The 12613-nt window shown below is 57.1% G+C and carries 10 protein-coding genes; 4 read left to right on the forward strand and 6 right to left on the reverse strand.

The features are described 5' to 3' along the window. Positions 1-6: 6 nt before the first annotated feature. From HMPREF2614_RS04305 to HMPREF2614_RS04330, 6 genes are all read right to left on the reverse strand, one after another. Positions 7-1065 carry a ferrochelatase gene (locus tag HMPREF2614_RS04305; protein ID WP_070560305.1) on the reverse strand — a complete coding sequence of 353 codons (1059 nt, stop codon included), beginning with the start codon at positions 1063-1065 and terminating at the stop codon, positions 7-9. 116 nt (positions 1066-1181) lie between these two features. After that, on the reverse strand, positions 1182-2174 hold the full coding sequence (locus tag HMPREF2614_RS04310) for a VWA domain-containing protein (RefSeq protein WP_070549513.1): 993 nt from the start codon (positions 2172-2174) through the stop codon (positions 1182-1184). Positions 2175-2286: 112 nt separating this feature from the next. Further along, positions 2287-3135 carry a DUF58 domain-containing protein gene (locus tag HMPREF2614_RS04315; protein ID WP_070560307.1) on the reverse strand — a complete coding sequence of 283 codons (849 nt, stop codon included), beginning with the start codon at positions 3133-3135 and terminating at the stop codon, positions 2287-2289. Further along, the gene (locus tag HMPREF2614_RS04320) at positions 3135-4139 is read right to left on the reverse strand and encodes an AAA family ATPase (RefSeq protein WP_070560309.1); all 1005 of its coding nucleotides are present in this window, start codon (positions 4137-4139) and stop codon (positions 3135-3137) included. Before HMPREF2614_RS04320 ends, HMPREF2614_RS04315 begins: the two co-directional genes overlap by 1 nt. A gap of 54 nt (positions 4140-4193) precedes the next feature. Further along, positions 4194-5822 carry a DIP1281 family NlpC/P60 protein gene (locus tag HMPREF2614_RS04325; RefSeq protein ID WP_070560311.1) on the reverse strand — a complete coding sequence of 543 codons (1629 nt, stop codon included), beginning with the start codon at positions 5820-5822 and terminating at the stop codon, positions 4194-4196. Positions 5823-6451: 629 nt separating this feature from the next. Beyond that, positions 6452-6961: an Rv1476 family membrane protein gene (locus HMPREF2614_RS04330; protein ID WP_038625409.1), complete on the reverse strand. Its 510-nt coding sequence runs from the start codon at positions 6959-6961 to the stop codon at positions 6452-6454. A 367-nt stretch (positions 6962-7328) separates the two neighbouring features. Here HMPREF2614_RS04330 and acnA point away from each other — a divergent pair, with 367 nt between their 5' ends. The 4 genes from acnA (at position 7329) to HMPREF2614_RS04350 (ending at position 12592) form a co-directional block, all read left to right on the forward strand. Further along, positions 7329-10115: an aconitate hydratase AcnA gene (gene acnA / locus HMPREF2614_RS04335; protein WP_083279170.1), complete on the forward strand. Its 2787-nt coding sequence runs from the start codon at positions 7329-7331 to the stop codon at positions 10113-10115. A 223-nt stretch (positions 10116-10338) separates the two neighbouring features. Then, complete coding sequence (locus HMPREF2614_RS04340; RefSeq protein WP_038625405.1) at positions 10339-10905, forward strand: TetR/AcrR family transcriptional regulator; 567 nt, start codon at positions 10339-10341, stop codon at positions 10903-10905. Positions 10906-11047: 142 nt separating this feature from the next. Continuing rightward, on the forward strand, positions 11048-11797 hold the full coding sequence (locus tag HMPREF2614_RS04345; RefSeq protein WP_070560313.1) for a glutamine amidotransferase-related protein: 750 nt from the start codon (positions 11048-11050) through the stop codon (positions 11795-11797). 48 nt (positions 11798-11845) lie between these two features. Then, on the forward strand, positions 11846-12592 hold the full coding sequence (locus HMPREF2614_RS04350) for a glutamine amidotransferase (protein WP_081913931.1): 747 nt from the start codon (positions 11846-11848) through the stop codon (positions 12590-12592). Positions 12593-12613: the final 21 nt, after the last annotated feature.

The raw sequence follows: 12613 nt of genomic DNA on the forward strand, positions 1-12613 counted from the left end.
AGGGAATCAGTGTGGGCGGCGCTTTGCCGGGGTGCAACAGGATGCGGCGCAGGGGGCGCCGTTGCAGGCCGAGCCGAGTAGCGGTTCACTTCCCAGGCGGCGGGGTTCGGCATCTGCGATGCGCTCTTCGATGAGCTCCACGAGCATGTCAGTGAAAGTAGCCGTCGGGCCAGGTGTTGCGACACGCTCGATGACTATGTCGTGATGAGCCATTTCATCCTGTAGCTCAGCATCCAAATCCCAGGCGACCTCAACATGGTCCGAGATGAAGCCAATCGGGCACACTACTGCGGATCGAAGGCCTTGGGTGACCTCCGCTTCAACGTGGTCGACGATGTCAGGCTCCAACCACGGCACGTGCTCCGGGCCCGAGCGGGACTGCCAAACGACGTCAAAGTCGGTGATACCGACTGCATCGGCGACGAGCCGCGCTGCTTCGTTGACCTGGCGAGAGTAAAGATTTCCGCCGAGCTCTACCGGTCCAGATGCCTTGTCCGCAGAGACCGGAATAGAGTGAGCGGTGAAAATAAGCCGGGCCTCGTCACGACGGTCATCCGGTAGCTTGGCAAACGCCTCACGCACGGCATCTGCATAGGCTTCTATAAAGAGCGGATGATCGTAGAAGCTCCGAATTTTCTCCATGTCAAAAGCACGGTCGCCCAGAGATTCGCGCATCCGAGCAATGTCTTCGTGATACTGGCGGCAGCCGGAGTATCCGCCCCAGGCGCTAGTGGCGAAAACGAGCGCTCGTTTAACGCCGTCATCAGCCATCTTTGCCGCGGTGTCTTCAGCCATCGGATGCCAATTGCGATTGCCGAAATAAACAGGCAAGTCATAGCCACGGCGAGTGAGCTCAGCCTTAAGGTTGGAGACAATTTCGCGGTTTAAATCGTTGAGCGGGGACTTGCCGCCGAAGTGCGCATAGTGAGCACCGACCTCGTCCAACCTCTCCGGCGGAATTCCGCGGCCGCGGGTGACATTCTCCAGGAAGGGACGCACATCGGTCATCTTTTCGGGACCTCCGAAAGACAACAGCAAAATAGCGTCAAAATTATCAGAAGACATAGGCAACCATGTTAGTAGCGCAGTCTGAGGACACCATAAGACGACTGCTCAATGCCCATGGTCTCCTGCCTGCTGGGTTCCATCCAATTGCTTTACGACGGCACCCTAACCCGGCCCTATTGCGGAATTCGACGATTGGTCACAAGCAGTGAGCCCACGGTCACTAGCAGCATCGCGAAGGCTGCGATCAGATAGGGCCTCGGATTCTCGGCCCGCTTGAGTTCGTAACCGATATCATCCTCCAGCGAGTCATATGCATCCCGGAGCTGCTCGAGGGAACCGGCGCTGAAGAACTCACCTTTTGTACGACGTGCGATTTCTCGCAGCGAATCGTCGTCGTTAGGCACTGGAATTAACTCGCCCTGAACCGTGATTGCGCCTTGCGCGGTACCGAACGAAATCGTGTTGACAGGCACCCCGGCCTTGGCGGCTTCGGCGGCGGCGGTATACGCGCCGCGGGGATCGTCGAGCTCTTGCGGGACGGTCTGTTTGCCGTCGGAAAGCAGCACAATTGTCGCTGGTGGGGCGCCTTCTCCCCCTCCCTGGACTGAGTCGCTGAACTGGTTGATGGCATCGAGCGCGGCTGCGATGGCATCACCGGTAGCAGTCGCTTGATCTAACTCAGCAGCCTGAAGGGCTCGATTCACGGTGTCATGGTTGGTAGTCGGGCTGACCGCAGTGCGAGCGCGGCCAGAGAACGTCACCAGGCCGATATTGAGGTCGTCGGGAAGGTTCTCCACGAACTCTTGGCCGGCTTCTTTAGCGGCAGTGATGCGGTCGGGCGCAACATCCGTGGCCGACATGGACAGCGAAACGTCGACTACCAGCATGACCGTCGCTCGGTTGCGGGCGACTTTGGTCTCCGAAATCGGGCCGGCCAACGAAATGATGACCAGAACTAGAGACAACAGCGCACTGATAGCCACGACATGGCGTAGGCGTGCCGACGACTTATTCCCCAGTGACCCAACGATGGTGAAGTTGCCAAAGGCAATGGCACGTTGCTTTCGCTGCTTAGTGCTGATCCAATAAGCCACGGCTGCCACGAGAGGCAGAGCGAGCGCGAGCAGCCAACCTGGGTGCGCAAAAGTTGAGTTTAGGAACGTCATCGCGGTATCAGTTTCCTCACATCCAGTCGCCTAAACAGTCGCGTATAAACCAGTGGCTATAGCCGGTTAGTCGGTGGCCTAAAAATAGCACTAATAAGCGGTTACTCAGACGCTAATGTTGGCCAATCTGTCGGGCAAAATCCAGTACCCAATCGGAATCCGTACGCAAGGTAATAACGCGAGCACGGCATTTGCGCAGTTCATTGATTACACGCTCGTGGTGGGCACTAGCCTGAGCTGCGTACTCGGCGCGGGTTTTGTCGTTGATGTTGAGTTCAATGGTTTCACCAGTTGCTGAATCCGCCATGACCACCGGGCCATCGCCGGGTAAGGCTTCATCGGCTGGATCGACCAGGCGGATTGCCATAATCTCTGTCGAGGCCGAGGCAACGCGCAGCGGTCGCGCCCAATCGAGTGATCCAAGGAAGTCCGAGATGACAACCAATAATCCAGCGCGCGGAGCCTGGGTCATTACTGTGTCAATATCCGCGGCGAGATTGTGCTCAGCGGTCGCGTCAGCCAAGTGCTTGAGCAGCATCAAGCTGTGGGCACGGCCCTGGCCCGCGGGCACTGGAGTGCCACCGGCGATTAATCCAGTTCGGGACCCCGGGGCGTCGTTAAGCATCGTTACAGCGCCGGCAGCGGCGGTGAGCAGATGTCGTTTGGTGGTATCGGCCAAGCCCGTGGACAAACGTGCGGCGGGTTCGGCGACGATCCAGCACTCCAGCTCGCGCTCGGCCTCGGAGGTGCGAACGTGCGGCACTCCAGTACGGGCTGTCACTGCCCAGTTCATCTGGCGAACATCATCGCCGATGACATATTCGCGGGAGCCAAGCGGCTCAGAGCCATCACCAGTAGCGGTGGAAAGAAAACTGCCGCGCAAAAGTCCGTTGAGCTTACGCGTAACAGTTAGCTCTAAGTACGCCAGGACGCGTGCAAGATCGTCTTCACGAGCTGACATTAGGAGGCAGTGCCCTCATCGGAGCCAGTGCCCGCGCCCTGGGGAAGGCGCACGTGAGACAACACGATGTCAATAATCCGTTCGGGAGTAACGCCATCGGCCAGGCCCTCATAGGACAGGACCAGGCGGTGACGCAGCACGTCGGGAAGCACGGAGACCACATCGTCCGGCACGACATAGTCGCGACCGGAAAACAGCGCGTGGGCGCGGGCAGCCGCGACAGCACCAAGAGTTGCACGCGGCGATGCGCCATAGGAAAGCCAGCGGTCGACATCCTTCAATTCCGCCCGCATCGGATTACGGGTGAGTTCGATGACGGCCACGATGTAGTCAATCAGTGTGTGGTGGACAAAGACTTCGCGGGTAGCGCGCTGCAGTTCCCGGACACTCTCTGGGGTGAGAATCTGCTGCGCGACTGGAGGGGTGGCTCCCATGCGGTAGACAATCTCCCGCTCTTCCGCCGGAGTGGGGTAACCCACGAGGACCTTGAATAGAAAACGATCCCGCTGAGCCTCCGGCAGTGGGTAGACACCCTGGTTTTCAATTGGGTTTTGCGTGGCCAGGACCAAAAACGGCTCCGGTACTGGCGTGGACTCGCCTGCGATGGACACCTGGTGCTCTGCCATGACTTCCAGCAGTGCCGACTGCACCTTCGCCGGTGCGCGGTTGATTTCATCAGCGAGCACGATATTGGACATGACCGGGCCGGGCTCGACAATGAACTCCGAGGTGTCCTGGCGGAAAATTCGGGTGCCGACAATATCCGATGGCACCAAATCCGGAGTGAACTGGATGCGGGAGTAGGAACCACCCATCACTTTGGCAAAAGTAGACACTGCCAGAGTTTTCGCAACACCCGGAACACCTTCGAGCAGGACATGACCTCCTGCGAGCATCGCTGTAAAGAGCTGCTTGATCAGGTGCTCCTGGCCAACCACAACCTTCCCCAGCTCCGCGTATGCGCGCTCGAGGTGCGTGTGGTCAGTGGGCGTTGGGTAGGTCACAGAGAAACCCTTCTTTAGGTCGGTCGCCCGACCTGTAGAACACGTCGTTAGAAACTAGACGAGGCGGACAACGTTCGGTGTCATTCCGTTATAACGGACTGGCGAGATCTTAACCACAGAACCGGACTGTGGTGCCTCAATCATCTTGCCATCGCCCAGGTAGATAGCGACGTGGCCGTGACCATTCGGGCCCCAGAACAGCAGGTCACCACGCTTCATCTGAGATGCCGGGTAGTGCTTTCCGCGCTGGTACTGGTAGCCGGTGTAGTGAGGTAGGTCAATGCCAACAGCGGCGTAGGCGTACAGAGTCAGTCCCGAGCAGTCGAAACCAATTTTGTTGTAGTCGCCGTGGGAGTCAGCTACTCCGCCGTCACGGATACCCTTGGTAGGGCCGTTGGCGTTGCCACCACCCCATGCGTATGGGACACCGAGCTGCCCCATCGCGCGTGCGATGACAGTCTCAACCTTCTGGCTGGAAGAACCCGAGGTGCTCTGACCGGTCTCCGGATTCGTCGGCGCCACAGTCTGTGCTGGGGTGCCGCTTGACGACGAGCTGCCGGTGCTAGACGATTCCGAAGTCTCGGTGGACTCAGAGGAGTCGGTAGATTCGGTCGTCTCAGAGGAACTGGTGGAGCCAGTCGAGCCAGAGGAGCTCGTAGAACCAGAGGAGCTGTTGGAACCAGTAGAGCTCGTAGAACCAGTGGAACCAGTGGAGCTCGTAGAACCAGTGGAACCAGTGGAGCTGTTAGAACCAGTGGAGCTATTGCTTTCATCTGTGGACTCAGAAGAGGAATCCTCTTCGGTCTGGTTCGCCTGGGCCTCGGCACGAGTCTTAGCTGCAGCTTCCTCGGCGGCCTTCTTGGCAGCGGCGTCTTCCGCTTCCTTGCGGGCCTGCTCGTTCTCATAATTCTGGCGCTGGGAGTTCAGCTCGTTGACCGCATTACGGGCTGCGTCCAAAGACGCTTTTGCGGCATCGCGGTCAACTTGAGCCTGCTGGTAATCTGCTTGCTCCTTTTGAAGCTCCTGGTTTGCCTCGGAGTACGCGTTCTGAGCATCGGTGTTTCGCTGGTTTGCAGTCGCCTCTGCCTGCTGAGCCTCGTCACTCTTCTTGCGAAGTGCCGACTCCTGGTTGGCAGCCTCAGTTCGATTCTTATCCAGAGAGTCAACGGTCTGCTCTTGACGGTCGGCTTCGCGACGCAAGGCGGACAGGCGATTAATAGCGTCGGATGCGTCTCGCGCGCCCTCAAGAATCGAGCCGCTGGAACGTCCCTGGCGCATGATTGTCCGTGCCAGTTCGTCGAACTGCTTTTGTGCACTAGCGAGCTCAGTGCGAGAACGATCGAGCTGAGCGCGAGCCTCGTTGACCGCGTCGCGTGCACGGTTAGCGGCATCCCGGGCGGTTTCAAGGTCCACCATGGCCTTGTTGACGTCCTCGCGGAGAGTGCCCATGCGTAGCTCGAGGTCAGATACTCGACGCTCGCTAGAAGTCACCTCGGCGACCAGGGACTGCAAGTACGACTCGGCGTTAGAGGCCGCCTCTCGCGCTTGGCGAATCTGGGCGTCACTCGGATTTAGTGGCTGTGCAACTGCAACCTGGGTGTTCGTCGCCAAAAGACCCGCCGTGATAATACCGGCAATTGGACGAGTCCAATATGATGCACGGACTTTGCGATTACTCGGCACCGCGTTACTCCTACATTTCTCCTATGGGTGCGTTCACGCCTCAGGTCCGACACCAGCGACTTCCCCATCGTTGGATATCTTCCTGTTGTTGTCTTCTGGTCTTGAGCGGAACTGCACGAAACGCCGAACCGAAACAACGACCAAAAGCAACACCAGCGCTCCCGCGAGTTTTCTTTGGTCAATACTGGACCCTTGAGTCCACTATTGGCATCACCGAGCACTTTACGGGTCAAAAAGCTCTAAAAAAACATAAGTAACAAAATTACCAACCGTCCCCTGCTTTGTAACCGTTTCGTTATACGTCGTGGCCTGCGGTTATGTCGAACCCTAGTTTTGTGTGTGAATTATGTCACTATTCGATGGCCTGTCGGCGTGCCGAAGCATTGCAGGTAGTTATTCGGGGTAACGCGCATGAAAAAAGGTCAAGCGTTGATGCTTGACCTATGTAAAGTCGTTGACATCATTACGATGACTGCAACAGTGTTATCCAATTTAGGTGGAGCCTGGTTTCCTCGCTGCTACCAGTTTGTGGGGCACTTACCCTATCTCTTGCCTGGGGATGGAAAACCGGGGCGGTGAATCTACTCGGTGGGGCTGATAAGCTTCAGTGCCCGTCGTAAAGCGACCCCTTAGGTGGTTGGGCGTGTACGTAGCCAGTAGAACGTCAGTCCAACGAAGAGTGCGACGATAACTACGCCTGCGATCAGGCTGTAAAGAGTCCATGGAACGACGTAGTTAGTAAGTTCGTGCAAGTAGGCATCTAGGCCCGCCGGATAGTCTCGAGGGGTCTCCATCATTGCGTGGTCGGCGCGTTCAATAGCTGCGCGGGGAAAATCGGCAGATGCGGTGGCCACATTGCCTGGCGTGCGCACAACAGTGGTTCCGCCGACTTGGTCTGCCACTTGGCGGGCAAAGGAAAAGATGTCCGTATTCTTTTGCTCGGAAACGGGGTAAATCTTCTCGCTATCCAGGTAGATGATATTGAAATTGGGAACCCCCCGATTTGCGGCATCGTCGACAATTGGCTGGACCGCTTCTCGGAGCTGTGGGTTATTTGTCACGATGTTGTCGGTGCGTAGCTGAGCGACCGCCTTTTCGACGGTTTCTTTCGCTGCCTGTGAATCTGCTGGCGTATGCATTAACTGCCTTCCGTATCGTGCTCCTGTTTTGCGTGAGAATGGTTTCCACGCGCCCCAATTTGGCGGAGATGCTGCTTCGTTTGTCCCCTCTATAATGGCCTGTCTTGGACGTGAACGGGGGTAGCTTGACTCGGCGCGCCGCGGGTAATCTACATACAGAACGTTCGTACTGTTATTGTTGATGCAAGGACGGTAACGCTTCCTTAAAAACGTGTGCGTGGGCTCGTGTGCCCCGCATCGTGATTATTGCTTTAATTGGTTGATAAGGGGTGGCGTGATCGCACCTATGCCTTGTGAAGGGCCGAAATTCGAGTGCCGGTCTCTTCAGCTAAGGCGACAATTCACCCGAATAGAAATGGAGCTGACTGTGGCTGAAAGCAAGAACTCTTTCAACGCCCTGCGCAAGCTTGAGGTCGGAGACAAGTCTTATGACTACTTCGCTCTTGATGCTGTGCCGGGTATGGAGAAGCTGCCTTACTCGTTGAAGGTTCTCGGTGAGAACCTGCTGCGCAACGAAGATGGCGCCAACATCACTGAGGAGCACATCAAGGCTGTCGCCAACTGGGTTCCTTCCGCTGATCCGTCGATCGAGATTCAGTTCACCCCTGCTCGCGTTATTATGCAGGACTTCACTGGCGTCGCCTGTGTTGTTGACCTGGCTACCATGCGTGAGGCTGTTAAGACTCTCGGCGGCGACCCGGATCAGGTTAACCCGCTGAACCCGGCCGAGATGGTCATCGACCACTCGGTCATCATCGAGGCCTTCGGTAGCGAAGACGCTCTGGCTAAGAACGTCGAGATTGAGTACCAGCGCAATGATGAGCGCTACAAGTTCCTCCGCTGGGGTACTGGTGCATTCTCCAACTTCCGCGTTGTTCCTCCGGGAACCGGTATTGTCCACCAGGTCAACATCGAGTACCTGGCTCGCGTTGTCTTCGAGAACAACGGCCTGGCATACCCGGACACCTGTGTTGGTACTGACTCCCACACGACCATGCAGAACGGCCTGGGCATCCTGGGCTGGGGTGTTGGTGGTATTGAGGCTGAGGCTGCAATGCTCGGCCAGCCGATTTCCATGCTCATTCCGCGCGTCGTTGGCTTTAAGCTGACTGGCGACATTCAGCCGGGCGTTACCGCAACCGACGTTGTGCTCACCGTTACCGACATGCTGCGCCAGCACGGCGTCGTCGGCAAGTTTGTAGAGTTCTACGGCGCTGGCGTCTCCAAGCTGCCGCTGGCCAACCGTGCGACCATCGGTAACATGTCGCCGGAGTTTGGTTCCACCGCCGCAATCTTCCCGATCGACGATGAGACCGTCAAGTACCTGGCCCTGACCGGCCGCGACAAGGAGACCCTGGAGCGCGTCGAGGCTTACGCCAAGGCTCAGGGTATGTGGTTGGACGAGAACACTCCGGAGGCTGAGTACTCCGAGTACCTCGAGCTGGACCTGTCCACCGTCGTTCCGTCCATCGCTGGTCCAAAGCGTCCGCAGGACCGCATCGAGCTGGCTTCCGCCAAGGAACAGTTCCGTAAGGACCTGCACAACTACTCCGACGGCGAGATCAAGGGCGCTGTCAAGGCTTCCGCACCGACTTCCGAGCTGGCTGCAGACTACAACGAGTCCCGCGAGGGTCACGGCGAGTCCGCTGCTGACAGCGCTGAAGGTCGCCCGAGCTCCCCAATTACCGTCACTTCCCCGAAGGGCGGCGAGTACACGCTCGACCACGGTATGGTCGCCATCGCTTCCATCACTTCTTGTACCAACACCTCCAACCCGTCGGTCATGGTTGGCGCTGGTCTGTTGGCACGTAAGGCTGTCGAGAAGGGCCTGCATGCAAAGCCGTGGGTCAAGACCATTTGTGCTCCGGGTTCCCAGGTTGTCAACGGCTACTTCAAGCGCGCTGACCTGTGGAAGGATCTCGAGGCTCTGGGCTTCTACCTGTCCGGCTTCGGTTGTGCAACCTGTATCGGTAACTCCGGTCCGCTGCCGGCTGAGATTTCCTCTGCCATCAACGAGGTCGACCTGGCTGCTACCGCAGTTCTGTCCGGTAACCGTAACTTCGAAGGCCGCATCTCCCCTGACGTGAAGATGAACTACCTGGCCTCCCCGATCCTGGTTATCGCTTACGCTATTGCCGGTACCATGGACTTCGACTTCGAGACCGACGCTCTGGGGCAGGACGCAGAGGGCAACGACATCTTCCTGCGTGATATTTGGCCGTCCACTGAAGAGATTGAGGCCACCATCGAGGCTTCCATCTCCTCCGAGCTCTACGACGAGGACTACAAGGACGTCTTTGCTGGTGACGAGCGCTGGCAGAACCTGCCGACCCCGGAGGGTAAGACCTTCGCTTGGGACGACAAGTCTTCCTACATCCGCAAGGCACCGTACTTTGACGAGATGGAAATGGAGCCGGCACCGGTTTCCGACATCAAGGGTGCTCGCGTCCTCGCAGCTCTGGGTGACTCGGTGACCACCGACCACATTTCCCCGGCATCCTCCATTAAGCCGGGAACCCCGGCTGCTCAGTACCTCGACTCCATGGGCGTTGAGCGCAAGGACTACAACTCCCTGGGTTCTCGTCGTGGTAACCACGAGGTCATGGTTCGCGGTACCTTCGCTAACATCCGTCTGCAGAACCAGCTGCTTGACGGCGTCACCGGTGGTTACACTCGCGACTTCACCCAGGAGGGTGGCCCGCAGGCATTCATCTACGACGCTGCCATGAACTACAAGGAGGCTGGCACTCCGCTGGTCGTTGTTGGTGGTAAGGAATACGGCACCGGTTCCTCCCGTGACTGGGCAGCTAAGGGAACCCTCCTGCTCGGCGTCAAGGCTGTCATCGCTGAGTCCTTCGAGCGTATTCACCGCTCGAACCTCATCGGCATGGGCGTTGTGCCGCTGCAGTTCCCTGAGGGTGAGTCCTGGAAGTCCCTGGGCATCGATGGCACTGAGACCTTCGACATCGCTGGTCTGGAGGAGCTGAACAACGGTTCCACTCCGAAGACCGTCAAGGTCACGGTTACCAAGGAAAACGGCGAGTCCTTCGACTTCGACGCTGTGGTCCGCATCGATACCCCTGGTGAGGCTGAGTACTACCGCCACGGCGGTATTCTGCAGTACGTCCTGCGCAACATGATCAAGGGCAACTAGTTTCCCTTTGACTCGTGCGCGCTAGGGCTTGTTGTAAGCAGCGCTTCTAGAGGCCGGTAGGTTGCGCTAGCCCGCGGATTCATACCCCACGGACTAGCGCCCTGCCGGCCTCGGGTTTCTCTACCCCAACCAAAATGAGGCTTGGGACGTATAGGAATGGCGTTGCCACGTCATGCAGTGAAATATGCCCCCTGGGCGTCGCCGGCAAGAAAAGAGTTTCCTTATGCCAAAAGTGAGTAACCAGGATTTAGCTCAACGGCGGCACGAAATTCTCGACGGCGCGCGGCAGTGCTTTGCAGAATTCGGCTACGACGGCGCAACGGTCTCTCGTTTGGAGGCCACTACCGGTAAGTCTCGCGGTGCTATTTTCCATCACTTCGGATCCAAAGAAGGTCTGTTCTTAGCATTGGCCGAAGAAGATGCCGCAAATATGGCGGAAGTCGCGGAGTCTTCCGGATTAGTGGAAGTAATGCGTGATATCGTGGCGAACCCAGACAAGCATGGCTGGCTGGGAACTCGCCTTGAGATTGCCCGTCGCCTTCGCAGCGACCCGGAGTTTAAGGGCCAATGGTTGGGCCATCAGGATCAATTGGATGACGCTGTTGCCCACCGATTGACCCAGACATCTTCATCCGGCTCTCTACGGTCGGATTATTCGGTTCGCACGATGCAGCTTTTTCTCGAGCTGATGCTCGATGGCATCATCGTTCGTCTGGCATCTGGTCGCACTGTCGACGAATTGGATTCCGTGCTTGATTTAGTTGAAGACAGCTTACGGCGCAAGGACTAGCCACTCAGGCTAGGCCTGAAAGCGTTCCGTACCACCCGCTTCCCTAAAACGGGAGCGGGTTTCGGCTTTCTATCGTGGATTTATCCCGTTTGACCGGTGAAGATGCATAGATTTCACTCAATATGGACTAAGCTGTCTATTTATGAGTGTGGGTAAGTTTTTGTTGGTGGCGCTCCGCCCCGCAGATGGTGCTGGGCAAGCCGAGTACCAGGACTTTCTGGATTCCACCGGGCTTGAGCCCAGCCAGTTGGATCTGTTTACCATCGACGCTGTCGGCGCTAAGTTACCCGACCTGACCTCCTATGACGGAGTATTCGTCGGTGGCAGCCCATTTAACGTCACCGACCTAGAGCATTCGGGTCTGCAGAAGTATTCGCACGATGTGCTTTACGACGTACTTAGGAGTCCTGTCCCCGCACTGCTTATCTGCTACGGCGCTAGCTACACGGCCTTTACTTCGGGTGGTTTGGTTAACCTGCGTCACGGCGAAGTAGCGGGTTCTACCCGGGTAGAGCTCACCGAAGCTGCTACTCAGGATCCAATAGCTTCGGTGTTACCTCCGGCTTTTTATGCGTTGACTGGCCACAAGGAATCCGTTGCGGAGCTTCCCAATCATGCAGCTTTGCTTGCCACAGGCCCAACCTGTCCGGTGCAGATGTACTCGATCGGGTCGAATAACTGGGTTACCCAATTTCATCCGGAGATGAATGCTAACGGACTGCTCCGCAGAATGTCTTTCTACACCGACGTCGGTTACTTTGACCCGAAGGAAGTCGACGCGATTCGACTAAAGGTATCTGATGTAAACCTCCAGGCCGTTGCGTCAATCATCCCCCGATTTATGCACGTATGTACGCATGCTGCCAATCCGAGCATGCTAATGGTGCAGTAATCTCTGTCCCTTCCAGCTCCCCTTTTTTACGAAATTCTTTTCCCACATATGTCTACCTCCGCCAAGCCCTTCCTCTTGCTTTCCACACGTGGCGAAGATGCCGCAGCTCACGCAGAACATCTCTCATTTGCCAGGAGATGTGGGTTGGCGCCGGCGAAGTTGCATCAAATTCGCCTGGAACAATCGCGTCCGGCCAATCTAAATCTTGATAACTACTCAGGAGTAATCGTTGGCGGAGGTCCCTTTAACGCCTCCGACGACGATAAGAGCTATCTACAAAAGGAGGTCGAGACCTGGTTTGAGGATTTGCTGGCAGAAGTGCTCGAGCGAGATTTCCCCTTCTTCGGAGCTTGTTATGGTGTCGGCCTGCTCGGTACTGCTGGTCATGGCCGGGTCTCCCGCAAGCACGGGGAGCAGGCAGCTGTAATCGAAGTAGCTGCAACGCCGGATGGAGAAGCAGACCCAATTCTTGAAGGTTTGCCGGCCCGTTTTCACGCCATCGTAGGCCACAAGGAGGCCATCGAAGAGCTTCCAGGCGACGCTACATTGCTGGCAACTGGAAAGGACTGTCCAGTGCAGATGTTCCGGTTGGGCCACAATGCATATGCGACGCAGTTCCACCCGGAATTAGATGCCAACACGTTTGCCCAGCGTCTCCTGATTTACGCCAATCAGGGATACTATTTACCAGGAACAGATCTTGAAGCGGTATCGGCCGCGCGGCAGTTGGATGTTGCACGAAGTGGACGAATTCTTCAGAATTTCGTCCGGCTTCATACCGCTTGTAGAGGCTGATTAGTTTTATCTAGTGGCAAT

This window comes from Corynebacterium sp. HMSC074C11, from assembly GCF_001809455.1.
Classification (GTDB): domain Bacteria; phylum Actinomycetota; class Actinomycetes; order Mycobacteriales; family Mycobacteriaceae; genus Corynebacterium; species Corynebacterium amycolatum.

Coding starts and splice junctions, on each gene's coding strand:
- HMPREF2614_RS04305 (WP_070560305.1), bottom strand. CDS start 1,065: ATGTCTTCTGATAATTTTGACGCTATTTTGCTGTTGTCTTTCGGAGGT.
- HMPREF2614_RS04310 (WP_070549513.1), bottom strand. CDS start 2,174: ATGACGTTCCTAAACTCAACTTTTGCGCACCCAGGTTGGCTGCTCGCG.
- HMPREF2614_RS04315 (WP_070560307.1), bottom strand. CDS start 3,135: ATGTCAGCTCGTGAAGACGATCTTGCACGCGTCCTGGCGTACTTAGAG.
- HMPREF2614_RS04330 (WP_038625409.1), bottom strand. CDS start 6,961: ATGCATACGCCAGCAGATTCACAGGCAGCGAAAGAAACCGTCGAAAAG.
- HMPREF2614_RS04340 (WP_038625405.1), top strand. CDS start 10,339: ATGCCAAAAGTGAGTAACCAGGATTTAGCTCAACGGCGGCACGAAATT.
- HMPREF2614_RS04345 (WP_070560313.1), top strand. CDS start 11,048: ATGAGTGTGGGTAAGTTTTTGTTGGTGGCGCTCCGCCCCGCAGATGGT.
- HMPREF2614_RS04350 (WP_081913931.1), top strand. CDS start 11,846: ATGTCTACCTCCGCCAAGCCCTTCCTCTTGCTTTCCACACGTGGCGAA.